At 62.6% G+C, this 24,108-nt stretch carries 23 protein-coding genes; 1 reads left to right on the top strand and 22 read right to left on the bottom strand.

Annotated elements, in window-relative coordinates; all coding sequences use genetic code 11:
• Nucleotides 1-34: 34 nt before the first annotated feature.
• The 14 genes from atpD to B552_RS0117620 form a co-directional block, all read right to left on the bottom strand.
• Nucleotides 35-1,438 carry a F0F1 ATP synthase subunit beta gene (gene atpD / locus B552_RS0117685; RefSeq protein WP_019450383.1) on the bottom strand — a complete coding sequence of 468 codons (1,404 nt, stop codon included), beginning with the start codon at nucleotides 1,436-1,438 and terminating at the stop codon, nucleotides 35-37.
• A 33-nt stretch (nucleotides 1,439-1,471) separates the two neighbouring features.
• Complete coding sequence (gene atpG / locus B552_RS0117680; RefSeq protein WP_019450382.1) at nucleotides 1,472-2,347, bottom strand: F0F1 ATP synthase subunit gamma; 876 nt, start codon at nucleotides 2,345-2,347, stop codon at nucleotides 1,472-1,474.
• 74 nt (nucleotides 2,348-2,421) lie between these two features.
• A complete protein-coding gene (gene atpA / locus B552_RS0117675) occupies nucleotides 2,422-3,963 on the bottom strand; it encodes a F0F1 ATP synthase subunit alpha (protein WP_019450381.1) in 1,542 nt (513 codons plus the stop codon).
• A gap of 39 nt (nucleotides 3,964-4,002) precedes the next feature.
• Nucleotides 4,003-4,545, bottom strand: coding sequence for a F0F1 ATP synthase subunit delta (locus tag B552_RS0117670; protein ID WP_019450380.1), 543 nt, complete (start codon nucleotides 4,543-4,545; stop codon nucleotides 4,003-4,005).
• A 2-nt stretch (nucleotides 4,546-4,547) separates the two neighbouring features.
• Complete coding sequence (locus B552_RS0117665) at nucleotides 4,548-5,018, bottom strand: F0F1 ATP synthase subunit B (protein WP_019450379.1); 471 nt, start codon at nucleotides 5,016-5,018, stop codon at nucleotides 4,548-4,550.
• Between the two features lie 105 nt (nucleotides 5,019-5,123).
• On the bottom strand, nucleotides 5,124-5,390 hold the full coding sequence (gene atpE, locus B552_RS0117660; protein ID WP_013958389.1) for a F0F1 ATP synthase subunit C: 267 nt from the start codon (nucleotides 5,388-5,390) through the stop codon (nucleotides 5,124-5,126).
• Nucleotides 5,391-5,451: 61 nt separating this feature from the next.
• Nucleotides 5,452-6,321 (bottom strand): F0F1 ATP synthase subunit A, encoded by an 870-nt coding sequence (atpB, locus tag B552_RS0117655; RefSeq protein ID WP_019450378.1) that lies wholly within the window; start codon nucleotides 6,319-6,321, stop codon nucleotides 5,452-5,454.
• A 236-nt stretch (nucleotides 6,322-6,557) separates the two neighbouring features.
• A complete protein-coding gene (locus B552_RS0117650) occupies nucleotides 6,558-7,094 on the bottom strand; it encodes an ATP synthase subunit I (protein ID WP_019450377.1) in 537 nt (178 codons plus the stop codon).
• Between the two features lie 377 nt (nucleotides 7,095-7,471).
• Nucleotides 7,472-8,374, bottom strand: a complete 903-nt coding sequence (locus B552_RS0117645; protein WP_019450376.1) for a ParB/RepB/Spo0J family partition protein — start codon at nucleotides 8,372-8,374, stop codon at nucleotides 7,472-7,474.
• 36 nt (nucleotides 8,375-8,410) lie between these two features.
• Nucleotides 8,411-9,184 (bottom strand): ParA family protein, encoded by a 774-nt coding sequence (locus B552_RS0117640; protein WP_019450375.1) that lies wholly within the window; start codon nucleotides 9,182-9,184, stop codon nucleotides 8,411-8,413.
• 69 nt (nucleotides 9,185-9,253) lie between these two features.
• The gene (gene rsmG / locus B552_RS0117635; RefSeq protein WP_019450374.1) at nucleotides 9,254-9,961 is read right to left on the bottom strand and encodes a 16S rRNA (guanine(527)-N(7))-methyltransferase RsmG; all 708 of its coding nucleotides are present in this window, start codon (nucleotides 9,959-9,961) and stop codon (nucleotides 9,254-9,256) included.
• Nucleotides 9,962-11,947 carry a tRNA uridine-5-carboxymethylaminomethyl(34) synthesis enzyme MnmG gene (gene mnmG / locus B552_RS0117630; protein WP_019450373.1) on the bottom strand — a complete coding sequence of 662 codons (1,986 nt, stop codon included), beginning with the start codon at nucleotides 11,945-11,947 and terminating at the stop codon, nucleotides 9,962-9,964.
• Nucleotides 11,948-12,172: 225 nt separating this feature from the next.
• Complete coding sequence (locus tag B552_RS0117625; RefSeq protein WP_019450372.1) at nucleotides 12,173-13,051, bottom strand: N-formylglutamate amidohydrolase; 879 nt, start codon at nucleotides 13,049-13,051, stop codon at nucleotides 12,173-12,175.
• A 3-nt stretch (nucleotides 13,052-13,054) separates the two neighbouring features.
• Nucleotides 13,055-14,074: a tripartite tricarboxylate transporter substrate binding protein BugE gene (locus tag B552_RS0117620; RefSeq protein WP_019450371.1), complete on the bottom strand. Its 1,020-nt coding sequence runs from the start codon at nucleotides 14,072-14,074 to the stop codon at nucleotides 13,055-13,057.
• A 125-nt stretch (nucleotides 14,075-14,199) separates the two neighbouring features.
• Between B552_RS0117620 and B552_RS0117615 the strand changes: the two genes are divergently transcribed.
• On the top strand, nucleotides 14,200-15,102 hold the full coding sequence (locus tag B552_RS0117615) for a LysR substrate-binding domain-containing protein (protein WP_026035775.1): 903 nt from the start codon (nucleotides 14,200-14,202) through the stop codon (nucleotides 15,100-15,102).
• A gap of 111 nt (nucleotides 15,103-15,213) precedes the next feature.
• Here B552_RS0117615 and B552_RS0117610 read toward each other — a convergent pair whose 3' ends face one another.
• The 8 genes from B552_RS0117610 to B552_RS0117575 form a co-directional block, all read right to left on the bottom strand.
• Nucleotides 15,214-15,957 (bottom strand): ABC transporter ATP-binding protein, encoded by a 744-nt coding sequence (locus B552_RS0117610; RefSeq protein WP_019450369.1) that lies wholly within the window; start codon nucleotides 15,955-15,957, stop codon nucleotides 15,214-15,216.
• A 9-nt stretch (nucleotides 15,958-15,966) separates the two neighbouring features.
• Nucleotides 15,967-17,784 (bottom strand): branched-chain amino acid ABC transporter ATP-binding protein/permease, encoded by a 1,818-nt coding sequence (locus B552_RS0117605; RefSeq protein WP_193352204.1) that lies wholly within the window; start codon nucleotides 17,782-17,784, stop codon nucleotides 15,967-15,969.
• Nucleotides 17,785-17,823: 39 nt separating this feature from the next.
• Complete coding sequence (locus B552_RS0117600; protein ID WP_019450367.1) at nucleotides 17,824-18,876, bottom strand: branched-chain amino acid ABC transporter permease; 1,053 nt, start codon at nucleotides 18,874-18,876, stop codon at nucleotides 17,824-17,826.
• 148 nt (nucleotides 18,877-19,024) lie between these two features.
• The gene (locus B552_RS0117595) at nucleotides 19,025-20,173 is read right to left on the bottom strand and encodes an ABC transporter substrate-binding protein (protein WP_019450366.1); all 1,149 of its coding nucleotides are present in this window, start codon (nucleotides 20,171-20,173) and stop codon (nucleotides 19,025-19,027) included.
• A 297-nt stretch (nucleotides 20,174-20,470) separates the two neighbouring features.
• Nucleotides 20,471-21,229, bottom strand: coding sequence for a TSUP family transporter (locus B552_RS0117590; protein WP_019450365.1), 759 nt, complete (start codon nucleotides 21,227-21,229; stop codon nucleotides 20,471-20,473).
• A gap of 33 nt (nucleotides 21,230-21,262) precedes the next feature.
• Nucleotides 21,263-21,799 carry a hypothetical protein gene (locus B552_RS0117585; protein ID WP_237718239.1) on the bottom strand — a complete coding sequence of 179 codons (537 nt, stop codon included), beginning with the start codon at nucleotides 21,797-21,799 and terminating at the stop codon, nucleotides 21,263-21,265.
• A gap of 345 nt (nucleotides 21,800-22,144) precedes the next feature.
• Nucleotides 22,145-23,179: a branched-chain amino acid ABC transporter permease gene (locus tag B552_RS0117580; protein ID WP_019450363.1), complete on the bottom strand. Its 1,035-nt coding sequence runs from the start codon at nucleotides 23,177-23,179 to the stop codon at nucleotides 22,145-22,147.
• The gene (locus tag B552_RS0117575; RefSeq protein ID WP_026035773.1) at nucleotides 23,179-24,063 is read right to left on the bottom strand and encodes a branched-chain amino acid ABC transporter permease; all 885 of its coding nucleotides are present in this window, start codon (nucleotides 24,061-24,063) and stop codon (nucleotides 23,179-23,181) included. The genes B552_RS0117580 and B552_RS0117575 overlap by 1 nt, the downstream gene beginning before the upstream one ends.
• Nucleotides 24,064-24,108: the final 45 nt, after the last annotated feature.

Below are 24,108 nucleotides of genomic sequence, written 5' to 3'. Positions count from 1 at the left end.
AGCCGCAACGGCGCATGAAGGCGAAAGGCGCTGCTTACTGAAGCTTCTTGGCCTTCTCGAAGGCCTCGTCGATCGAGCCAACCATGTAGAACGCCTGCTCGGGCAGGTGATCGCACTCGCCATCCACCAGCATCTTGAAACCACGGATGGTTTCCTTCAGCGGCACGTACTTGCCCGGCGAACCCGTGAACACTTCGGCCACGTGGAACGGCTGCGACAGGAAACGCTGGATCTTACGAGCGCGCGACACGGCCAGTTTGTCTTCCGGCGACAGTTCGTCCATGCCCAGAATCGCGATGATGTCGCGCAGTTCCTTGTAGCGCTGCAGGGTCTGCTGCACGGCGCGCGCGACGCTGTAGTGCTCCTGGCCCACAACTTGCGGATCCATCTGACGCGAAGTCGAGTCGAGCGGGTCCACAGCGGGGTAGATACCGAGAGCGGCGATGTCACGCGACAGCACCAAGGTCGAGTCCAGGTGCAGGAAGGTGGTTGCCGGCGACGGGTCGGTCAAGTCATCGGCAGGCACGTACACGGCCTGGATCGACGTGATCGAGCCAGTCTTGGTCGACGTAATACGCTCCTGCAGCTTGCCCATTTCTTCAGCCAGCGTCGGCTGGTAGCCCACGGCGGAAGGCATACGGCCCAGCAGTGCCGACACTTCGGTACCAGCCAGCGTGTAGCGGTAGATGTTGTCGACAAAGAACAGGATGTCGCGGCCCTCGTCGCGGAACTTCTCGGCCATGGTCAGGCCGGAAAGTGCCACGCGCAGACGGTTGCCCGGCGGCTCGTTCATCTGGCCGAACACCATGGCCACCTTGTCGAGCACGTTCGAGTCCTTCATTTCGTGGTAGAAGTCGTTCCCCTCACGGGTACGCTCGCCCACGCCGGCAAACACCGACAGACCGCTGTGCTGCTTGGCGATGTTGTTGATGAGCTCCATCATGTTGACGGTCTTGCCCACGCCAGCACCACCGAACAGGCCCACCTTGCCGCCCTTGGCGAACGGGCAGATCAGGTCGATCACCTTGATGCCGGTTTCGAGCAGGTCGGTGGAAGGCGACAGTTCGTCGAATTTCGGCGCCTTCTGGTGAATCGCGCGACGCTCTTCGGAAGCGATCGGGCCTGCTTCGTCAATGGGGCGACCCAGCACGTCCATGATGCGGCCCAGCGTGCCTTGACCCACCGGCACCGAGATCGGCGCTTCGGTGTTCTTCACCGCCATGCCACGGCGCAGGCCGTCCGACGAACCGAGGGCAATGGTACGTACCACGCCGTCGCCCAGCTGCTGCTGGACTTCGAACGTCAGGCCCTTTTCGGCGAACGACGTATCGCCGCTGTCTTCCAGCACCAGCGCGTCGTACACCTTCGGCATTGCGTCACGCGGGAACTCGATGTCCACCACGGCGCCAATGCACTGCACAATATTTCCGATACTCATTTCGTATCTCCGATAGCTTGAATTCTTGACGCCTTAGACCGCAGCGGCACCGCTGACGATTTCCGACAGTTCCTTCGTGATCGCTGCCTGACGGGTCTTGTTGTAGACCAGTTGCAGTTCGCCAATCACGTTCTTGGCGTTGTCGGAAGCAGCCTTCATGGCCACCATGCGCGCGGATTGTTCCGACGCCATGTTTTCGGCCACGGCCTGGTACACCAGCGCTTCGACGTAGCGGACAAGCAGCTCTTCCACCACGGTCTGGGCGTCGGGCTCGTAGATGTAATCCCACGAGTAGGCGCGCTTTTCATCTTCGGTCTGGGCAAGCTTGTCGGCCGCCAGCGGCAGCAGTTGCTCGACAATCGGTTCCTGCCTCATCGTGTTGATGAACTTGGTATAGGCCAAGTACACCACATCGATTTCGCCATTGGTGTAGGCGTCGAGCTGGACCTTGATCGCACCGATCAGCTTTTCCAGATGCGGGGTGTCACCGAGTTGCACCACATGCGAGAGCACCTTCGCGCCGATGCGGCCCAGGAACTGCATGCCCTTGGCACCGATGGCGGTCGTTTGCACGTCCACGCCTTGGCCTTGCAGGGTCTTCAGTTCGTGGGTCACCGCACGCAGCACGTTGGTGTTCAGGCCGCCGCACAGCCCCTTGTCGGTCGTCACCACGATCATGCCGGCGCGCTTGACGTCGCGTGCCACCATGAACGGATGCTTGAACTCGGGATTGGCCGAAGCCAGGTGCGCCGCGATATTCCGCACTTTCTCAGCGTAGGGACGGGCATTGCGCATCCGTTCCTGCGCCTTGCGCATCTTGGATGCGGCGACCATCTCCATCGCCTTGGTGATCTTGCGCGTGTTCTGCACGCTCTTGATCTTGGTTCGAATTTCTTTCGTTCCGGCCATATCTTCCTCTCCGTCCGAACCAGCGCCGCGCCGGCGTCAGCCAGGCGCGGCGGCGGTATCGGGGATTTGCGCAGTTAGAACGCGGCGGACTTCCTGAAATCCTCGATCGCGGCACGCAGGGCGGGCTCGTCTTCCTTCGACAGCACCTTGGTGTCTTCGATGCGGTTGACGAGGTCGGCGTACTTGGTCTTCAGATGGTCGTGCAGGCCCTTCTCGAACTGCAGAATGTCCTTGACGTCCACGTTGTCGAGGAAGCCGTTGTTGGCTGCGAACAGCGACGCGGCCAGCTGCCACACCTGCTGCGGCTGGTACTGCGCCTGCTTGAGCAGTTCGGTCACGCGGCGGCCGCGTTCGAGCTGCTTGCGGGTGGCGTCGTCCAGGTCCGAAGCAAACTGCGCAAACGCAGCCAGTTCACGGTACTGGGCCAAGTCGGTACGGATACCACCGGACAGGTTCTTCACCACCTTGGTCTGCGCAGCACCACCCACGCGCGACACCGAGATACCGGCGTTGATGGCGGGGCGGATACCGGCGTTGAACAGGTCGGTTTCCAGGAAGATCTGACCGTCGGTAATCGAGATCACGTTGGTCGGCACGAACGCGGACACGTCGCCGGCCTGCGTTTCGATAATCGGCAGCGCGGTCAGCGAACCGGTCTTGCCCTTGACGGCACCGTCGGTGAACTTTTCGACGTAGTCTTCGTTCACACGGGCAGCACGTTCCAACAGACGCGAGTGCAGGTAGAACACGTCACCCGGGTAGGCTTCGCGGCCCGGCGGGCGGCGCAGCAGCAGCGACACCTGGCGGTAGGCCCAGGCTTGCTTGGTCAGGTCGTCATAAACGATCAGCGCGTCTTCGCCGCGGTCGCGGAAGTACTCGCCCATCGTGCAGCCGGCGTAGGCAGCCAGGTACTGCATGGCGGCCGAGTCTGACGCGGCGGCGGCCACGACGACGGTGTATTCCATCGCGCCGTGCTCTTCCAGCTTGCGCACCACGTTGGCGATCGTCGAAGCCTTCTGGCCGATTGCCACGTACACGCAGTAGACGCCCTTGCCCTTCTGGTTGATGATCGAGTCGACAGCCACGGCGGTCTTGCCGGTCTGACGGTCGCCAATGATCAGCTCGCGCTGGCCACGGCCGATCGGCACCATCGCGTCGATCGACTTCAGGCCGGTCTGCACCGGCTGGCTCACCGACTGACGCGCGATCACGCCCGGAGCCACCTTCTCGATCACGTCCGTTTCCTTGGCGTTGATCGGGCCCTTGCCGTCGATCGGCTGACCCAGCGTGTTCACCACGCGGCCCAGCAGTTCCTTGCCAACCGGCACTTCCAGAATGCGGCCGGTGCACTTGACCGTATCGCCTTCCGAAATGTGTTCGTAGTCACCCAGCACCACGGCACCCACCGAGTCACGCTCGAGGTTCAGTGCCAGGCCGAAGGTGTTACCCGGGAATTCCAGCATCTCGCCCTGCATCACGCCAGACAGGCCGTGCACGCGGCAGATACCATCGGTCACGGAGATCACCGTGCCGGTGTTGCGCACTTCAGCGTCGGCGCCAAGACCCGAGATACGGGACTTGATCAGCTCGCTGATTTCTGAGGGGTTCAGTTGCATCACAATGCTCCTAATTCTTCAATCCGTCGGCCGTTGCGGTCAGGCGGTCAGCGCGGCTTGCATGGAAGCCAGGCGCGCGCGCACGGAGGTGTCGAGCACTTCGTCGCCGACCTTGACGCTCACGCCACCGATCAGCGACGGGTCCACCGCCACCTTTGCGTACAGCTTGCGGCCGAACTTGCGTTCGAGTGCGGCGACCAGATCGTTCAGTTGCGAAGTCTCCAGCGGGAAAGCGCTGGTGATCTCGACATCGGACGAGCCCTCGCGGGCGTTCTTGAGCGCATGGAACTGCTCGGCGATTTCCGGCAACGCTGTCAGGCGGTTGTTTTCCACCAGCAGCTTCACGAAGCGGCGTGCTTCGTCGTTGACCGGGCTCTTCAGCACCGACATGAACACTTCCTCAAGCTTTGCTTCGGGAACGTTCGGATCGGTGGCGAGCGCCTGCATGTCGGGGTTGGCGGCAACCTGCCCCATCTCCGACACCAGTTCAGACCATGCACCCAGGTTGCCTGCACCGGCTTCGCTTGCGACGCGGAACAGCGCCTCAGCGTAGGGACGGGCAATGGTTGCGGTTTCAGCCATGATTAGAGCTCAGCCTTGAGTTGATTGAGCAGGTCTACGTGCACCTGCGCGTTCACTTCACGCTTGAGGATCTGCTCTGCACCCTTCACGGCCAGCACTGCGACCTGGTCGCGCAGCGATTCACGCGCGCGGGTCACTTGCTGTTCTGCCTCGGCCTTGGCCTGGGCGATGATGCGTGCGGCTTCTGCCTGGGCGTTCTGCTTGATCTCGTCGGCGGCTACCTGGGCGCGCTTCTCAGCGTCAGCCACACGTTGCGCGCCTTCGGTGCGGGCTTCGGCCATGGCCTGGTCCACACGCTTGTTGGCGAGTTCAAGCTCCGCCTTGCCCTTTTCGGCAGCGGCGAGGCCATCGGCGATCTTCTTTGCGCGTTCGTCGAGCGCCTTCACCAGCGGCGGCCAAATGAATTTGGCAACAACCCACCACAGGATGAAGAACACGACCATCTGCGCAAAAAACGTTGCGTTCAGATTCATGGTGTGTTCCTTTCGGTAATCAAACTACAGATAAATGCACAAGGGCGGCCAGGCCATCGGACTGAGGCCTGCGCCGCCCGTCAGCATCATGCAGACCGAAAAGACTTACTTGATGACAGCAAGCAGCGGGTTGGCGAAGGCGAACAGCATTGCAACACCCACACCGATCAGGAATGCAGCGTCGATCAGGCCAGCCAGCAGGAACATCTTGGTCTGCAGCGGGTTCATCAGCTCAGGCTGACGTGCGCAGGCTTCGATGTACTTGCCGCCCATCAGGGCGATACCCAGGCAGGCGCCGATAGCGCCCAGACCGATGATGATGCCGATACCGATAGCGGTCAGACCCTGGATGTTGGCGAGAAATGCTTGCATGATGACTCCTTTAATTTAGAGAGACTTAGAACCAAAAAACCAAAAAACCAAAAACTGAAAATCAGTGGTGATCGTGAGCCTGGCCGATGTACACCAGCGTCAGCATCATGAAAATGAAAGCCTGGAGCAGAACGATCAGGATGTGGAAGATGGCCCAGACGGTGCCGGCAACCACGTGTCCGATAAAGCCCAGTGCCGACAGGTCGGCGTTGAACGTCCAGATCGAACCCAGCAGCGCGATCAGCAGGAACACCAGTTCGCCGGCATACATGTTGCCGAACAACCGCATGCCGAGCGAAACGGCCTTGGCCAGGAATTCGATGATGTTCAGGATCAGGTTGAACGGGGCCAGGTACCACTTGGCGCCGAACGGTGCGGAGAACAGCTCGTGCATGAAGCCGCCAACGCCCTTGATCTTGAAGCTGTAGTAGATCATCAGCACCAGAACCGAGCACGACATGCCCAGCGTGCCGTTCAGATCGGCCGTGGCGACTGCGCGGTGGTGCGGAAGATGAATGTGGAAAACGCCGAGCAGACTGTTCAGGCCCGTGACCCAGTCCACGGGGATCAGGTCGATCGCGTTCATCATGGTGATCCAGCAGAACACCATCAGCGCCAGCGGGGCAATCCACGAACGGTCGCCGTGAATGATTCCCTTGGCCTGATCGTCAACCATCTCGACGATCATTTCCACGAAGGCCTGGAAGCGGCCCGGCACGCCAGCCGTGACGCGGCGTGCAGCGGCGTACAGGAACAGCAAGGCGATGACGCCGCACAACACGGACCAGAAGATCGTGTCATAGTTGAGAACACTGAAATCGACAACGGAGAGCTGCTTGCCGCCCACCGAGTTAAAGTTCTGCAAGTGTTCGGCGATATAGCCTGATGGTGTGAGCACGTGCTCCGCGCCCTGGATAGCTTCAGCTGACATGTCGGAAACGAACGGTATATTGCGAAATCTGTATATCCGGGCACTGTCTTCGGCAGGCCCCGGGTACGCGTCTTGCTTGGCCTTCGGTCACATGACCGGTCACCGCCTCGCGCAAGAACGCCTTGTTGTTTTGTGCAAACCTTAGTCACGCAACGCTTCACCGTTGTGACGCGCTGCGCTTGAAACTCTTGATATTCGGGGCGGCCGCCTCATCTGCAGCCATGGCCCGCTCCGCGTTAGCGGATTGCGAGCGCCACCCAGTAAGTCTTCAGCGCCAACAGGAACGTGACAAGCATCGGCACCCAGCGCAGATCGCGGTACAGCACCACCACCAGCACGAACAGTGCTACGGTGCCGAACACCTTGATCGCTTCGCCGGCCACCAGGCCGCCAACAGACGGCTGCCCGCGCGACATCCAGAGACGCAGTGCGAAGAAGCCGCTGGGTACGAAGCACACCATGCCGCCGAAAAAAGCCGACCAGCCCGATGGTGCGTGTTCGCGCGCGAATACCGCCCAGGCCAGTGCCGACAGCAGTGTCACTACGACCTGCGCCAGTACCACCTTGCCGGGCGTCATACGCGATGGGCGCAATGCACGTTCGCCAAGCAGCTTCACCGCATCAGCACGTGACAGCGGATCGACAGCTACTTCCTCGTGCTCGGCGCTATCATCCCAATCGTCGCGCCACGCCTCCTGGCGTTCATCTCGACGATTGTTTGCGGAAGCTTCACCGGCTTGCGAACGGTCCTGCTGACGGTCTCGAACCACCACCTGCCTTGCCTCGTTCCAGGCCGGAACTTTTCTAGTCCGGCCAGAATTCAAACCGCACGATTCTATTAGGAATCGCCAACTCGAGTCAATCTGCTTTCAGATAGCTTGCAGCGAATTTCGCACAACGGTTGCTATCACGCCTTCATGATGGCTGGCGGGATATTGCGTCGCAATGACGCGAAACGTAATTGGATTGCGCGGCGATGCGCGTGCATGATGCTGGATCGGCCGGTGTGTGCTTGGCCCGGCCCGCAGGCGCGCATGGGAGAGTCGTTCGGTAATCGCGCGGATCAGGCCGGACGTGGTAAACCTGTCGCGCGGGGCCGACAACCCTCCGGCAACCGTTTCATTTCGGTTGCCGGAATGTATGGAACAGGTTAGGCGCCAGCCTCTGGCTCACGCAGGCGCGTGAGGACGCCATCGAGTGCGTCATTGCTGGTGAAGTGGATCGTAAGCTGGCCCTTGCCGCGCGCGCCCAGCTTGATCTGTACGGCCAACCCCAGCGTATCGGAAAGCTCTTCTTCCAGGCGCGCCACGTCGCGCGTGCCATTGCCCGCTTTCCGCTTGAGCGATTTCAGATCGAACGGCTTGAGCGTGGACGCCACCAGCTTCTCGGTCTCTCGCACGGACAGCCGCTTGTTGACGATCTGGTTGGCCAGCGTGATCTGGTTCGCACCATCGACTGCCAGCAACGCACGCGCGTGGCCCATGTCGAGATCGCCGGCCATAAGCATGGTCTGCACTGGCGAAGCAAGATTGAGCAGCCGCAGCAGGTTGGAAACAGCGCTGCGCGACCGGCCCACCGACTCGGCCGCCTGTTCATGCGTGAAACTGAACTCGCGTATCAGGCGCATGATGCCTTGCGCCTCTTCGAGCGGATTGAGATCCTCGCGCTGGATGTTTTCGATCAGCGCCATCGCGGCGGCGGCCTCGTCGGGAACATCCTTGACGAGGACCGGCACCTTGTCGAGCCCAGCGAGCTTCGATGCGCGGAAGCGGCGCTCGCCGGCAATGATTTCGTAGCGATCAGGGTCAGCCACGCGCCGTACCAGGATCGGCTGCATCAGCCCCTGCGCGCGAATGCTCGCGGCCAGTTCCTGCAGCGCGCCCTCGTCCATGCGCGTACGCGGCTGGTACTTGCCCGGCTGCAGCTGGTCCACGCGCAGCACCGACGGCGCGCCGTCCTGCTTTGCGGTTTCAACGATGTCTGCCGGTCCGCCGAGCAGTGCTTCCAGTCCCCGGCCCAGGCCCTTCTTCTTCACGGTACTCGTCGTCGCCATCTTTGCTGTCCCTTCCCTGCTGTGTCAGTGGCGCGTTCAGCCAAGCTGCCGCACGCGCGCAATCATCTCCGCGCCGAAATCGAGATACGCCTTCGCCCCCTTGGACGACGCGTCGAACGCCACGCCAGGCATACCGTACGAAGGCGCTTCGGCCAGCCGCACGTTGCGCGGGATCACGGTCTTGAACACCTTGTCGCCGAAGTGGGCCTCCAGTTGCGCCGACACCTGCTGCTGCAGCGTGACGCGCGGATCGAACATGACGCGCAGCAGGCCGATCACCTTGAGGTCGCGGTTCAGGTTCGCATGCACCTGCTTGATCGTATTGACCAGGTCCGACAGCCCTTCAAGCGCGAAGTACTCGCATTGCATGGGCACGATCACGCCATGCGCGGCACACAGACCGTTCAGCGTCAGCAGCGATAGCGACGGCGGGCAATCAATCAGCACGAAGTCATATTCGTCGTCGACTTCGGCCAGCGCCTGCTTGAGCCTGCGTTCGCGATGATCGAGCTCAACCAGCTCCACTTCGGCGCCAGCCAGTTCGCGATTGGCAGGCAGCACGTCGTAACGTCCCGATTCGGATCGCTGCCGCGCCTGGGGCACCGTGCTCAAGCCCACCAGCACCTGGTACACGCTGTGTTCAAGCGCCTGCTTGTCGATGCCCGATCCCATCGAGGCATTGCCCTGCGGATCGAGGTCGACCAGCAAGACGCGCTGATCCTGCGCGGCCAGGCCTGCGGCCAGGTTCACCGTGGTGGTGGTTTTGCCGACGCCGCCCTTCTGGTTTGCGATCACGAATACCTTGGCCATATGCGCTTGCAGCTCCTATGTTCACGATTCTGCCGTGCAGAACTAATGCTCAAATATCACTTACTGGTTTCAACGCCGGGACAGCACAACCAGGTGCCGTTCTGCGTCGAGTTCCGGTACCACGAGCTTGGGCACCGATTCCACTTGCCAGGTCTCCATCAGGCCGGCCGCTTCCATGCGATCGATCTCGGCCTGTGGATAAACGCCCTTCATTGCGATCAGCTTGCCCCCAGGTGCGAGCAGATGGCCGGACAAGGTCACGAAGTCCGTCAGCTCGGCGAACGCTCGCGATGTGATCACGGCGAAGCCGGCGGCATCGTCGAGCTTTTCCACTGGCCCCCAGTGGGCCGCCGCGTTCGTCAGGTGCAACTGGGCACGGCATTGCGTCAGGAATGCCGTTTTCTTCTGCACGATATCGACCATCAGCACCGAGACGTCCGGGCACGAAATCGCCAGCGGCAAGCCGGGCATGCCGCCGCCGGAACCCACGTCCAGCACCCTGCCCCGCGCACCCTGCCCGACGCCCGCCGAACGCGCGGCAACCGCCAGCGCCGGGACGGCCGTCAGTGAATCGAGCAGATGGTGCGTGAGCATCTCGTCCGGATGACGGATGGCGGTAAGGTTGTAGACGCCGTTCCATTTGCGTAGCAGCGTCAGGTACGCGAACAGCGTATCGACCTGGGCCGGCGTCAGTACGAGCCCAATCGCCTCCAGCCCGGCTTCGAGCCGGCGGCGTTGCGCGGCGTCGTCGACCGCGAGATTTCGGGAGCCCCCCACTCAGGCCGCCTCCTGACCGTTACCGGTCGTGGTGGTCTCGGTGGTCTCGGTGGTCGCGGTGGTCGATGCCGCACCCGTGCGCCCCATGCCCTTCTTCTTCAGGTGTACCAGCAGCAGCGAGATGGCGGCCGGCGTGACGCCGGAAATCCGCGAGGCCTGACCCAGGGTTTCCGGGCGATGCTGGTTCAGCTTCTGGCTCACTTCGAATCCAAGGCCGCGCACCTCGGTGTAGTCGAAATTCGGCGGCAGCTTCGTCGACTCGTTGGCCTCCAGCTTGTCCACCTCAGCAGCCTGGCGGGCGATATAGCCGTGGTACTTGATGCCGATCTCGATCTGCTCGCGGATCTGCTCGGCCAGCATCTCATCATCGGCAAGCGGCGTCTCGGGAGCAAAACGGCCATCCTGCAACGACACGAGCGCCTCATAGCGGACTTCCGGGCGACGCAGCAGATCGGCCAGCGAATACTCGCGTTCGATCGCCTTTCCGAGCAGCGGTACTGCTTCGGCCTCGGGCAGCAGCGTCGGATTGACCCAGGTACTCTTCAGCCGTTCTGTTTCACGTGAAACAGCGTCGCGCTTGCGATTGAAGGCATCCCAGCGCACATCGTCGACAACGCCAAGCTCACGGCCGATTTCGGTCAGGCGCATGTCCGCGTTGTCCTCGCGCAGGCTCAGGCGGAACTCGGCGCGGCTGGTGAACATGCGGTAAGGCTCGGTCACACCACGCGTGATCAGGTCGTCGACCAGCACGCCCAGGTACGCCTGGTCACGGCGCGGCGTCCAGGCATCGCGCTCGCGCACGTAGCATCCGGCGTTGATACCGGCCAGCAGCCCTTGTGCCGCAGCTTCCTCGTAACCGGTCGTGCCGTTGATCTGGCCGGCGAAGAACAGGCCTTCGATCGCCTTGCTTTCGAGCGATGCCTTCAGGCCGCGCGGGTCGAAATAGTCATACTCGATGGCATAGCCCGGACGCAGGATGTGTGCGTTTTCGAGGCCGCGGATCGAGTGGACCAGTTCAAGCTGCACGTCGAACGGTAGGCTCGTCGAAATGCCATTCGGATAGAACTCGTTGGTCGTCAGCCCTTCCGGTTCCAGGAAGATCTGATGGCTTTCCTTGGTGGCAAAGCGATGGATCTTGTCCTCGATACTTGGGCAGTAGCGCGGCCCTACCCCTTCGATCACGCCGGTGTACATCGGCGAGCGATCGAGGCCGCCGCGAATGATGTCGTGGGTACGGCTGTTGGTATGGGTGATCCAGCACGGCAGTTGCTGCGGATGCTGCTCAGGACGGCCCAGGAACGAGAACACTGGCACCGGATCGAGATCACCGGGTTGCTCTTCCATCACGGAGAAATCGATCGTACGGCCATCGATGCGCGGCGGCGTGCCGGTCTTCAGGCGGCCTTGCGGCAGCTTCAGTTCCTTCAGCCGCGCGGACAGCGACACGGCAGCAGGGTCGCCCGCACGACCGCCCGTGTAGTTGTCCAGGCCAACGTGGATCTTGCCGTCCAGGAACGTACCAGCCGTCAGCACCACGGCGCGCGCACGGAAGTCGATACCAACCTGGGTACGGGCGCCGACTACGCGATCGCCCTCCACCATCAGGTCGTCCACGGCCTGCTGGAACAGCATCAGGTTCGGCTGATTCTCCAGGCGGGTACGGATTGCCTTGCGATACAGCACCCGATCCGCCTGGGCGCGCGTGGCGCGCACGGCCGGGCCCTTGCTCGAGTTCAGGATGCGGAACTGGATGCCGGCTTCGTCCGTCGCGGCAGCCATGGCACCGCCCATGGCGTCCACTTCCTTGACCAGATGCCCCTTGCCGATGCCACCGATCGACGGATTGCAGCTCATCTGCCCGAGCGTCTCGATGTTGTGACTCAGGAGCAGCGTCTGGCAGCCCATGCGCGCAGCGGCAAGGGCAGCTTCGGTGCCGGCGTGACCGCCGCCGACGACAATGACGTCGAATTCTTTCGGGTAAAGCATGGGACACCTCCTCCGGGAGGCCTGGCGGGAAATTGCGGGATGCCGAATTATAGCGGCATTCGATTCAGCGACTTCGGTCCGACACGATGTTTCACGTGAAACATGGCGTGTGAGATACCTCGGCCGCCAAAAGTGTGTTTCACGTGAAACACCGGAGACAGAAGACAAAAGGCCCCGCTTGCGCGGGGCCCTTCATCGGGTCACATGTTTCACGTGAAACATGGCTCAGATCTGGCTGCGGATGTACGACGCCACTTTCTCGCTCAGGAATCCCAGGTCGCGCCGCAGTGTCTCGAACCCGGCATTCGGCGCCTTGGTGACCTCGTCCATGTACAGCGGCCGCCGGATTTCAATCTGCAGGCTATTGCGCCGCTCGGCCGGACGGCCGATCTGCGCGATAAGCTGCACACCCTTGTAGGGATCATTGCGGGCCACCGTGTAGCCCATCCCCTTCAGTTCACGCTCGACCAGATCGACGATGCCCGGTTCGCAGGTTGTGCCGTCGCGGTCTCCAAGAACGAAGTCGGCCAATGGGTGCGGGCTCTGGATCTTCAGGCGCTCGTAGGCATTGTTCGGCATCGAGTGCAGGTTCAGGTGCCACAGCGCACCATGGCGCTGGTATGCCGCCTCCACCGCAGACGACAGCGCCGCATGATACGGGCGGTAGTAGCGGTCGATGCGGTTCTGCACTTCCGCCACCGTCAGCTTCCGGTCGTAGATCGGTGTGGCGGCGTCGATATTCCGCCAGACCAGTCCATAGCCAAGCCGCGTCTTCTCCCCGGGCGTCAGCGGCGTAGGCCATGCCGTCGCCAGAAGCTCCGGGTCCAGGTCGTCCAGCATCCGGTTCGGATCGATATAGACGCGCGGAAAGGTCGCGCCAATCAGCGTACCGCCAACCTTCGGGATGGCCGACCACAACGTGTCGATGTGGGTATCCTCGCCGCCGCGCAGGCGTTGCAACGGCACTGCCGCCGAGAAATCCGCCGGATAGTAGACCCCGCTATGAGGCGAATCGCAGACTAGCGGCAGGGCATCGCCGGTTGGCGCCGTCAGGATGAACGGCCCGCACGGTGCGTCGCCCTGCACTGCTTCGTAGTTCGTCATGACTCAGTCCAGCTTGATGTTGGCGGTCTTGACCACGCGCGCGTAGCGGGCGATCGCCTGCTGGATCTGGGCCTTGAACTGGTCAGGCGTGGTCGGTACCAGCGTGCCGCCCGACTCTTCCACCTTGCGCTTGAACTCCGGGTTCAGCATGGCCTTGTGGATGGCGGCATTCAGCTTGTCGATAACCGGCTGCGGTGTGCCGGCCGGCGCGACGATGCCGAACCAGCCACCATCCCCCATGTCCTTGAAGCCGAGTTCAGCGTACGTGGGCACATTGGGCAGTTGCGGCGACCGCTGTGCGCCGAGCACCGCCAGCGCGCGCAGCCGGCCCGATTTCACGTGCGGCAGCGTAGACGACAGGTTGTCGGTGATCGCATTGACCTGCCCCGCCACCGCATCGTTAAGCGCCAGGCCGGCGCCCTTATACGGCACGTGCAGCAGATCGATCTTGGCCAGCATCATGAAGTTCTCGATGTTCACGTGGCCCAGCGAACCGGCACCGGGCGATGCAAACGTGTACTTGCCCGGGTGCGCCTTGGCCAGCGCAATAAACTCCTGCATCGTCTTGGCAGGTACGCTCGGGTGCACAGCGAACACGCTAGGGATCGCCACCACGTTGGTCACCGGCGCAAAGTCCTTGATCGGGTCATAGCCAAGCTTCGGATAGATGGCCGGATTCGAGCCATGCGTGCTGACCGTGGCCATGCCAATCGTGTAGCCGTCCGGTGCGGCGCGTGCCACCTGCTCCATGCCGATCGAGCCACCTGCCCCACCCTTGTTGTCGACGACGATGGTCTGACCCAGCTCACGGCCGGCGAACTCCGCCACCAGGCGGGCCGACAGGTCGGTCGATCCGCCCGCGGCAAACGGCACGACCAGGCGGATCGGCTTGTTCGGATAGTTGGCTTGTGCGAAGGCCGGGGTCACGATGCCAGCGGCGGCAAGCGTACCAACTGCAGCGGAAATGGCGGAGGACAGCAGGAAATGCCGGCGCGTGCCGGCCGCATTGCGGGCTCGGGTCATCAGATCAAACTCCTCTTTTTCGTTCTCGAATTTGGGGTACCGAGCAGCGAGTGTCGGGAGTTTACCGGCCGCACACAAACGACTATATTGCACGCTTCCATTACCAAAGATCATTCTACGGGGTCATGCGCATTCGCTCCCCTTCGATGTCGGAACTGCACGCATTTGCCACGGCCGCACGGCTTGGCAGCTTCACGCGTGCTGCTGATACGCTGTGTGTCACCCAGGGGGCCATCAGCCGTGCGATTGCCCGGCTGGAGTCGCATTTCGGCCAGCCGCTGATCCACCGCAACGCGCATCGGCTGACGCTGACCGACGCGGGCCGAGCGTACCTCGAGGCCATTGCCGGGCCGCTCGCGGCCATCGAATCTGCCAGCGCGTCGATGCTGGACACGGACCATCGCCATCATCTGACGCTCTCGGCAGTCCCCACGCTGGCCAGCGTCTGGCTGGTACCTCGACTCCCGGATTTTCACCGCCGCCACCCCGAGATCCGGCTGGACTTCGTGCCCTACCGCCGTAACGAGGACTTTTCGCGCGCCAAGCCCGATGCCGCGATCCTCGCGGGAGAAGCGGGTCAATGGCCCGGCTGGCAGGTGGACTACGTAATCGGCCGTGAAATGGTCCCGGTCTGCCACCCTTCCCGCGCGCGCTCACAGCGTTGGCAATCGCCAGCCGCCCTGCTCACCGAACCGCTGCTGTACCACACCACCGCGCCTGCCAACTGGCAACACTGGCTGCACGCGGCAGGCGTACCCAGTGCTGCGCCCACGCTCGCCACGGGGTTCGATCAGGTGTCGATTCTGCTCGAGGCTGTGAAGGCGGACATGGGCGTGGCAGTCCTGCAGCGCTGCCTGGTGCGCGACGCACTGCAGGCCAGCCAGGTGGTAGCGCCATTCGATCTCCCGATCGAGCTTAATCGCGGCTACTTCCTCTGCGCACCGCGCGAAAGACGCGACCATCTGGCGCTGCATGTCTTCCGGGACTGGCTGCTATCCGCCGCTGCCATTGATATAGCTGGGCGGTGATAGCAGAGAGTCATTCGTCAATTTGATGAAAGCCGCCGATATTATCCGTACGACGAATCATTAGATCGCCACGGCCGTCATCATCATTCGTATATGAGATTTGACGACCAATCAAGCCGCCTTCTTCGCCAGGCCCAGATATGTCTCAATCACCTTCGGGTTGCTGGCAAGCGCAGATGCCTCGCCTTCCATGGCCATGTCACCCGTCTCGATGACGTACCCATAGTCGGCCACCTGCAGCGCGGCCCGCGCGTTCTGTTCGATCAGCAGCGTCGCCACTCCGGTCTGCCGAAGGTTGTGAATGATATGGAAGATCTCCTTGACGATCAGAGGTGCCAGGCCAAGGCTCGGCTCGTCCAGCATCAGCAATTGGGGCTTCGCCATCAGCGCACGTCCCACGGCCAGCATCTGGCGCTCCCCGCCTGACAAGGTGCCCGCCTCCTGCTTCGCGCGCTCCTTCAGACGCGGGAACAGGTCATAGACCACGTCCATCTGGTCCAGGTAGTTGCGCTCACCTGCGCGCTTGCGCCGGAACGCGCCAAGCAGCAGGTTGTCCTCCACCGTCATCGTCGCGAACAGCTCGCGCTTCTCCGGCACCAGGCACATGCCACGCGCCACACGGCCCTCCACCGGAATCCCCGACATGTCATGGCCGAGGAACCGTACCGAGCCGCTAGACGATCCGCTGACCGGCAAGGCACCCATCACGGCGTTGAGCATGGTCGACTTGCCTGCGCCGTTCGGCCCGATCACGGTCACGATCTTCCCGGCCTCGACCTTCAGGTTCACGCCATGCACCGCCTCCACCTTGCCGTAGCGGACATGCAGATCCTTCACCTCCAGAATCAGACTCATCTCATATCCTCACTCGATGCCGCCCAGATAGGCTTCCAGCACGGCCGGATTCTTCTGCACATCTTCCGGCACACCCTCGGCAATGCGCGTGCCGAATTCCATCACTACCAGTCGATCGGTCAGGTTCATTACAAAGTCCATGTCATGCTCCACCAGCAGCACGCTCATGCCTTCGCCCTTCAACTTGCGCAGCAACTCTGCCAGTGCCTGCTTCTCCTTGTAGCGAAGGCCTGCCGCTGGCTCGTCGAGCAGCAGCAACGCGGGGTCACAACACAATGCACGCGCGATCTCCAGAATGCGCTGCTGGCCCAGCGCCAGGCTACCTGCTTCCAGGTACATGCAATCGGCCAGGCCAACGCGTTCAAGCTGCCGCTTCGCCTCGAACAGCAGCTTCTGCTCCTCGGCCTTGTTCATGCGCAGGATTGCCGCGGACACGCCGCCCTGCGCACGGAAATCGCCGCGCAGGTGCGCACCAATCGCAACGTTCTCGAGCACGGTCATCGTCGGCAGCAGATGCACATGCTGGAAGGTCCGGCCCACGCCTCGCCTGACGATCTCGCGCGACGGCAGGCCCGAGATCACCTCGTCGCGATAGCGGACCTCGCCCGCCGTCAGCGGCAGCACCCCGGTCACAAGGTTGAACGTGGTCGACTTCCCTGCGCCGTTCGGGCCGATCAGACCAATGATCTCGCCGGCGCGCACCTGGAAACTCACGTCATTGACAGCCACGAGCCCGCCAAACTGCTTGCGCGCGGCACGCACATCGAGGATCAGCTCACCGGCCTCCGGCTTCTCTCGTACCGGCAGCGGCAACGCCGAATCAGGTGCAAGCACAGGGGGGCCAGACGGCATCAACCTGCGCAGGAACGGCCAAATGCCATCACGCGCGTACTGCAGCAGCAGCACAAGCAGCACGCCGAACACGATGATGTCGAAGTTGCCAGTCGAGCCCAGCAGCTTCGGCAGGAGCCCTTGCAAGACGTCCTTGAGAATCGTCAGCACGCCAGCGCCAAGCACCGCGCCCCAGACGTGACCCACGCCGCCCACCACTGCCATGAACAGGTACTCGATGCCGTAGTTGAGGCCGAACGGCGTGGGGTTCACCGCGCGTTGAAGGTGCGCATACAGGAATCCCGACACGCACGCGAGCACTGCTGCCACAACGAAGATCACCACCTTCATCCACGCCGTGTTGACACCCATCGCCTCGGCCATCGTGCCGCCGCCCTTGAGTGCGCGTATGGCGCGTCCCGGGCGCGAGTTCAGCAGGTTGTTCATCGCCACCACCGCAAGCAGAACGACTGCCCAGATCAGGTAGAACATCGACCGGCCCGAATGCAGTTCGATGCCGAACAGCGAGAGCACGGGGATGCCGTTCAGCCCGTCGTACTTGCCCAGAAAATCAAGATTGCCGAACAGGAAGAACAACGACAATCCCCACGCAATCGTGGCCAGCGGCAGGTAGTGGCCAGACATGCGCATCGTGATCAGTCCGATCACATAGGCAGACAGCATCGTGATGACCAGGCCCACCAGCAGCCCGATCCACGGCGAGAGCCCAAACTGCGTGGTCAGGTACGCGGTGCTGTACGCACCGAGCCCGACGAACGCGGCCTGCCCGAACGACGTCATGCCGCCCACGCCCGTCAGCAGCACAAGCCCGATTGCCACGATGCTGTACAGGCCAATGTAGTTGCCAAGCGTGATCCAGAACTCGGGGGTCGGCAGCACAGGCAGAAGTGCCAGCACAATCACGAAGAGCAGCGTGACGATACGATTGCGCATCGCGCCATTGCCGCGCATCGCCGGTGCCTCTCGCGCACTCATGTCCTTCTCCACCTGCTTGTTGGTGAGCATCGTCATGGCTTACTCCTCTTCCTCGACATGCTTGCTCGTGAGAGAGCGCCACAACAGCACCGGAATGATCAGCGTGAACACGATCACCTCCTTGAATGCGCTGGCCCAGAACGACGAATACGATTCAAGCAGCCCCACCAGCAGCGCGCCCAGTGCTGCGACCGGATAGCTCACCAGTCCGCCGACGATCGCGCCGACGAACCCCTTGAGGCCGATCAGAAAACCGGACTCGTAGTAGATCGTCGTCAGCGGTGCGATCAGGATGCCGCACAGCGCGCCCATCGCCGCAGCCAGCGTGAACGCGAGTCTGCCTGCCTGCGTGGTGCCGATGCCAACCAGGCGTGCGCCGAGCCGGTTCACTGCCGTGGCACGCAACGCCTTGCCCTGCAGCGTGCGATCAAAGTAGAACCACAATGCGCCGATCAGCACTGCCGATACCGCCACCACCCACAGGCTCTGTCCCGACACACTGAGACTGCCAACATCGAAGCGTGCGTCCGAGAACGGGTTGGTACGCGAACCCTCGGCGCCAAACATCACAAGCCCCAGGCCCGCGAGCGCGAAGTGCACGCCGACGGAAACGATCAGCAGCACCAGCGTGCTCGCTTCCGCGAGCGGCTGGTACGCAAGGCGATAGAGCATCGGCCCGAGCGGAATCACCACGAGCAGCGTCATCGCAATCTGCACGAGCATCGGCAAAGGCAAGCCGCCGTATTGCTGAACCACCAGATGCACGGCGCCGGGGAACAGCAGGTATTTCCCCGCGAGGATCGCCAGCCTGCGCGGCGCGGTACTGCGCAACTCGGCGCTGCGCATCACGGTCACGCATTCATAGATAAAAGTCAGCACCCCCATCGCCAGCAGCAGCCACGTGGACTGCGGCGCATGGCCGGCCTGCATCGCAGCAAGCGTCAATGCACCGTAGGCAACGAACTCGCCCTGGGGAATGAAGATGACGCGCGTCACCGAGAACACCAGCACCAGTGCCAGTGCCAGCAGCGCGTAGATCGCGCCGGAGGTGATACCGTCCTGCGCCAGAATGGCCGCAATTGATAGGTCCATTGTCTACTCGTTGTAATGGATGATTCCGGGCAGCGCGAATGCCGCCGCCGTCAAACACATTCGCACAGATACGCGGGCAAAAAAAGGGCGCATGGCCTGTTCCATGCGCCCTTCTGTACCACGCTTGCGTCGTGAGACTTCTCTGCTGCTACTTCAGCAGCTTCCACTTGCCGTCGACAATCTCCACCATCACGCGTGCGCGCTGGTCCATGCCGAGGTGGTCGGTGGGAGTCATGTTGATGATGCCGTGCGACACCGGCAGGTTCGTGGTCTTTTCCAGCGCATCGCGCAGCGCCTTGCGGAATTCCTTCGTGCCGGGCTGGGCCTTCTTGAGCGCCTCGGGAATCGCGTTCTGCAGCAGCAGACCGGCGTCCCACGCATGGCCGCCGAAGGTCGACACCTGACCGCCGAACGCCTTCTCGTAAGCCGTCTTGTAGGTCATGGCCGGCTTCTTGACCGGGTTGCTGTCAGGCAGTTGCTCTGCCACCAGCAGCGGGCCGGCAGGCAGGAACGTGCCTTCGCAATCCTTGCCGCACACCCGCAGGAAGTCGGGGTTGGCAACGCCGTGCGTCTGGTAGATCTTGCCCTTGTAGCCACGCTCCTTGAGCGCCTTCTCGGGCAGCGCAGCCGGCGTACCCGAGCCTGCGATCAGCACGGCATCCGGATTGGCGCCCATCATCTTGAGCACCTGGCCCGTCACCGAATTGTCGGTGCGTGCAAACCGTTCGTTGGCCACCACCTTGATCTTGCGCATTTCCGCCACCTTGGCGAATTCCTGCGCCCAGCTATCGCCATAGGCATCCGCGAAGCCGATGAACGCCACCGTCTTCACGTTATGGTTGGTCATGTGCTCGGCAATGGCCGTGGCCATGTGCGAGTCATTCTGCGGCGTCTTGAAGATCCAGTAGCGCTTGGCGTCCATCGGCTCGATGATGCGTGCCGAGGCGGCCATCGAGATCATCGGCGTTTCATTTTCGGCAGCGACATCCACCATCGCCAGCGAGTTCGGCGTCACGGTGGAGCCCACCACCACGTCGACCTTGTCCTCGCTGATCAGCTTGCGTGTGTTCTTGACCGCCGTGGTCGTGTCGGTGGCGTCGTCGAGCACGATGTACTCGATCTTCTTGCCCGCGATTTCCTTCGGCAGCAGCGTGAACGTGTTCTTTTCCGGAATGCCGAGCGATGCGGCAGGGCCCGTGGCTGATACCGTGACTCCGACCTTCACCTGGGCACTGGCTGCTCCAGCAAACAGGCTGGCAGCAGCAAGGGCCAGCAAGCTGGCGCGCTTGAATGTCATTGCGTCTCCTTCGTTCCAAAACGGAAAAAGGCATCCGTCGGCTTCCGGCCGGCGGATGCCCTCAGTTTTTGTTGCGGCCCGTTGATCGGGCTCTCTGGCAGATGCAACGCCGGCATCCGCGTCTATCGGGAACGTCGAAGATCGTCCCATTTTCCCGTCCTGCGCCCTACCCCCGGATTGCGCAGCTGCATTTCCCGACCGCTCGGTCGGGAATGCGAATTGAGTCTAACACAGCGATTTTTCGGCGAAAGCGGGATTAACCCGCAGCAGCGCGGGCACAACAGTCGGGAGCATCCCTCACCGCAGGAACGCGTCGTAAGCGGTTTTCAGGATCAACGCGCTCACCACGGCAATGAACACCTTGCGCACAAAACGGCTGCCGTGGCGCAGCGCCAGCTTGCTGCCGATCTGACTGCCAGCGACATTGGCCACGGCCATGACCAGCCCAAGCTGCCACCAGACGTGGCCCTTGGATGCCAACAGCAACAACGCGGCGAGATTGGTGGCCAGGTTGACGACCTTGGCCGATGCCGACGCGTGAAGGAAGTCATAGCCAAACACCCGTACGAACACGATCATCAGGAAGCTGCCAGTGCCGGGCCCGAACACACCGTCGTAGAAGCCGATGACCCCGCCTGCCAGCAGTGCGGCCAGGCGCTCGCGCTGGCCGGTCAGCGTTGGTGCGTGCTCGGCGCCCAGGTCCTTCTTGGCCACCGTGTAGGCCAGCAGCACAAGCAGGACAAACGGCAGCGCCTTTCGCAATGGCTCGGCAGGGATCTTCGTCAGCGTCCATGCCCCAGCCATCGCCATCGCGAATGCGGCAATCATCGCCGGCGCCGTCGCGCCCCAGTAGATGCGCACGCTGCGCGCATAGCGCACTGCTGCGTTGGCGGTACCGGCCAGCGATGCCACCTTGGTGGTGCCGATCAGCGTGGCGGGCGACATGTTCGGATAGGTCGAAAACAGCGCCGGTACCTGCACCAGCCCGCCGCCACCGGCGACGGCATCGATCATTCCGGCCAGGAAGGCGGCCGCGGCCAGAAACACAAACTCCATGGATAGACAGTCAGCGGAGAGTTCAGGAAGCGATCAGCCCAGTTGCTTGGCGACCGGCACGAGGTTGCGGCGCCAGAGACCCTCTGCGCCACGCGCAAAGCCCTCCGGTACCTGCGCAGGATCGGCCACCAGATCGGGGGCCAGGAATATATGGCGAATCCCGTGGGCGCGGCACCAGTCAGACAGCACGGCACAGCATTCGCCGAGCCACTGGTCTGCGCTGCCGGCGCTGCCGGCGCTGTCGGCGTTGTTGGCGCTATCGGCGCGTTCGGGCGTCTGCGGCGGCCACCATTCGGTCACCATCGCCACGCGGCCGCCGGTGGACAAGCTGTGGATAAGTGTCACGGGCAGCAGCGCCCGCACCGTGTCAGTGCCCGCCATCAGGCAGATGCCATGAGCGCCCTGCTCCAGCAGCGCATCGAGCGCAAGCCGCCTGGCGCGTGCCTCGGGCACCGCAAGCGGCGCACGGGCCATCAGCCACGCGTCGAGCGATTCCGCGTCGGCGGTCACGCCAGGGCGTACCCAGCGCTGCGTTTCAATGGGAATCCGGGAATCGGGATGGGCGGACATGAGCGGGCCTTCGAAGCAGGCCGGCATTGTCGCACGGGGCCTCGCGGCGGGTCATGCCGAAGATGCATCGGCTGCACATTGCGCGGAGCGGGGGGGTGTGATGGCAGGAAGAATCCGGGGCGCAAAAATGAAAAAGGCGTTGCTGGGGATCACCCGGCAACGCCCTTTTATCTATTGGCTGCTGCTACCCGACACCGGGTGCGCGCCTGTCGTCTCCTCGCTTCCGCCTCCAAGTAACCTGCGAAAACCGTATATGCAATGTAACGAACCGGTGCGTATGAAACAAGTCAGCAATAACCCTAGCCCCAAAAATGGGCATGTCGACCCGCCTTCACACTGCCACTGCTACTTCTTGCGGCTAGTGAGTGCGATCAGCTCGCCCATCAGGCCGCGGCGGAACGTCAGCACGCAGATCACGAAGATCACGCCGGTCACCATCGTCACGGACTCGCCGAGCGAGTTGAACCAGTCGATCCCTGTCACCGACGCCAGGAACGTGCCGATATCCCCAAGCTTGTTCTCCAGTGCCACCACCACGAAAGCGCCGACGATCGGGCCCGACAGCGTACCGAGGCCGCCAACCAGCGTCATCAGGATCACCGAGCCCGACATCGACCAGTGCACGTCGGTCAGCGTCTCGAAGCCAAGCACCAGCGCCTTGATCGACCCGGCCAGGCCGGACAGCGCCGCCGACAGCACGAAGGCCAGCAGCTTGAAGCGGTCGACATCATAGCCCAGGGAAATCGCACGCGGCTCATTCTCGCGGATCGCCTTCAGTATCTGGCCGAACGGCGAGTGCACCGTGCGCACGATCAGCGCGAATGCCGCCACGATGATGACCAGTGCCACGTAGTAGAGCGTGAGGTCGTCGCCAAGCGACAGCACGCCAAACAGCTTGCCTCGCGGAATCCCCTGCAGGCCATCCTCGCCGCCGGTGTACGGCACCTGCAGGCAGAAGAAGAACAGCATCTGCGCCAGCGCCAGCGTGATCATCGAGAAGTAGATGCCCTGGCGGCGAATGGCAATCGAACCCACCACGTAGCCGATCAGCGCGCCACTGAGCGTGCCGAAGATCAGACCGAGTTCCGGCGTCACGCCCCAGACCTTCATCGCGTGCCCCGCCGCGTAGCCCGCGCCGCCGAAGAACGCCGCGTGGCCGAACGACAGCAGCCCCGTAAAACCGATCAGCAGGTTGAACGCACATGCGAACAGCGCGAAGCACAGCACCTTGAGCACGAACACCGGATAGGCGCCAACCAGCGGCGCCACGATCAGGCCCAGCAACAGCAGCCCGTACAACACCTTCTTCTGCACGCCCGTTCCTTCCTTGAAGCCCTTGGCTTCCACAGCCGCTGTCGGTTGTCCGGTCGATCCACTCATCACTTTTCCCTCCCGAACAGCCCGGCCGGGCGCAGCATCAGCACGATCACCATGATGAAGAACACCACGGTCGACGATGCCTCCGGATAGAACACCTTGGTCAGCCCTTCGATCACGCCGAGCCCCAGGCCCGTGATGATCGATCCCATGATCGAGCCCATGCCGCCGATCACCACCACCGCGAACACGATGATGATCAGGTTCTGGCCCATCAGCGGCGACACCTGGATCACCGGCGCGGCCAGCACGCCCGCAAACGCCGCCAGCGCCACGCCGAAACCGTAGGTCAGCGTCACCATCAGCGGCACGTTGATGCCAAACGCTTCGACGATCTTGGGGTTCTCGGTGCCGGCGCGCAGATACGCGCCGAGCTTGGTCTTTTCGATCACGAACCACGTTGCCAGGCACACCACGATCGATGCGGCCACCACCCACGCGCGATAGTTCGGCAGGATCATGAAGCCCAGGTCGGTGGCGCCCTGCAGCGCATCGGGCGCCGAGTACGGCAGGCCGGACACACCGTAGATCGAGCGGAACACGCCTTCGATCACCAGCGTGATGCCCAGCGTGAGCAGCAGGCCGTAGATGTGATCGAGCTTGTAGATCCAGCGCAGCATGGTCTTCTCGATGATCACGCCAAGCACGCCGATCACGAGCGGCGACACGATCAGCATCACCCAGTAATTGAGCCCGGCGTACTCCATGCCCGCCCAGGCCAGCAGCGCACCGAGCATGAAGAGCGCGCCGTGCGCAAAGTTGATCACGTTGAGCAGGCCGAAGATCACGGCCAGCCCGAGGCTCAGCATCGCGTAGAAGGCGCCATTGACCAGGCCCAGCAGCAACTGGGACAGCATGGCGGGTAGCGGTATTCCAAAGATTTCCATGGGCGTCGATTGCCTGTTTTTGTCTCCCCTCTCCCGCTTTGCGGG

Origin of the sequence: Cupriavidus sp. BIS7, assembly GCF_000292345.1 — a bacterium.
Taxonomy (GTDB): domain Bacteria; phylum Pseudomonadota; class Gammaproteobacteria; order Burkholderiales; family Burkholderiaceae; genus Cupriavidus.
The sequence above is the reverse complement of the archived record's forward strand: the minus strand, read 5'-3'. Positions and strand labels throughout refer to the sequence as shown.

Excerpts from the sequence above, each read along its gene's own strand:
- B552_RS0117665 (WP_019450379.1), bottom strand. The coding sequence starts at position 5,018 with ATGAATCTGAACGCAACGTTTTTTGCGCAGATGGTCGTGTTCTTCATC.
- B552_RS0117575 (WP_026035773.1), bottom strand. The coding sequence starts at position 24,063 with ATGGAAATCTTTGGAATACCGCTACCCGCCATGCTGTCCCAGTTGCTG.
- atpB (WP_019450378.1), bottom strand. The coding sequence starts at position 6,321 with ATGTCAGCTGAAGCTATCCAGGGCGCGGAGCACGTGCTCACACCATCA.
- B552_RS0117620 (WP_019450371.1), bottom strand. The coding sequence starts at position 14,074 with ATGACCCGAGCCCGCAATGCGGCCGGCACGCGCCGGCATTTCCTGCTG.
- B552_RS0117670 (WP_019450380.1), bottom strand. The coding sequence starts at position 4,545 with ATGGCTGAAACCGCAACCATTGCCCGTCCCTACGCTGAGGCGCTGTTC.
- B552_RS0117645 (WP_019450376.1), bottom strand. The coding sequence starts at position 8,374 with ATGGCGACGACGAGTACCGTGAAGAAGAAGGGCCTGGGCCGGGGACTG.
- B552_RS0117625 (WP_019450372.1), bottom strand. The coding sequence starts at position 13,051 with ATGACGAACTACGAAGCAGTGCAGGGCGACGCACCGTGCGGGCCGTTC.
- B552_RS0117590 (WP_019450365.1), bottom strand. The coding sequence starts at position 21,229 with ATGGAGTTTGTGTTTCTGGCCGCGGCCGCCTTCCTGGCCGGAATGATC.
- B552_RS0117640 (WP_019450375.1), bottom strand. The coding sequence starts at position 9,184 with ATGGCCAAGGTATTCGTGATCGCAAACCAGAAGGGCGGCGTCGGCAAA.
- B552_RS0117615 (WP_026035775.1), top strand. The coding sequence starts at position 14,200 with ATGCGCATTCGCTCCCCTTCGATGTCGGAACTGCACGCATTTGCCACG.
- atpA (WP_019450381.1), bottom strand. The coding sequence starts at position 3,963 with ATGCAACTGAACCCCTCAGAAATCAGCGAGCTGATCAAGTCCCGTATC.
- B552_RS0117600 (WP_019450367.1), bottom strand. The coding sequence starts at position 18,876 with ATGGACCTATCAATTGCGGCCATTCTGGCGCAGGACGGTATCACCTCC.
- B552_RS0117585 (WP_237718239.1), bottom strand. The coding sequence starts at position 21,799 with ATGTCCGCCCATCCCGATTCCCGGATTCCCATTGAAACGCAGCGCTGG.
- B552_RS0117605 (WP_193352204.1), bottom strand. The coding sequence starts at position 17,784 with ATGAGTGCGCGAGAGGCACCGGCGATGCGCGGCAATGGCGCGATGCGC.
- B552_RS0117610 (WP_019450369.1), bottom strand. The coding sequence starts at position 15,957 with ATGAGTCTGATTCTGGAGGTGAAGGATCTGCATGTCCGCTACGGCAAG.
- mnmG (WP_019450373.1), bottom strand. The coding sequence starts at position 11,947 with ATGCTTTACCCGAAAGAATTCGACGTCATTGTCGTCGGCGGCGGTCAC.
- atpG (WP_019450382.1), bottom strand. The coding sequence starts at position 2,347 with ATGGCCGGAACGAAAGAAATTCGAACCAAGATCAAGAGCGTGCAGAAC.
- atpD (WP_019450383.1), bottom strand. The coding sequence starts at position 1,438 with ATGAGTATCGGAAATATTGTGCAGTGCATTGGCGCCGTGGTGGACATC.
- B552_RS0117595 (WP_019450366.1), bottom strand. The coding sequence starts at position 20,173 with ATGACATTCAAGCGCGCCAGCTTGCTGGCCCTTGCTGCTGCCAGCCTG.
- B552_RS0117580 (WP_019450363.1), bottom strand. The coding sequence starts at position 23,179 with ATGAGTGGATCGACCGGACAACCGACAGCGGCTGTGGAAGCCAAGGGC.
- atpE (WP_013958389.1), bottom strand. The coding sequence starts at position 5,390 with ATGCAAGCATTTCTCGCCAACATCCAGGGTCTGACCGCTATCGGTATC.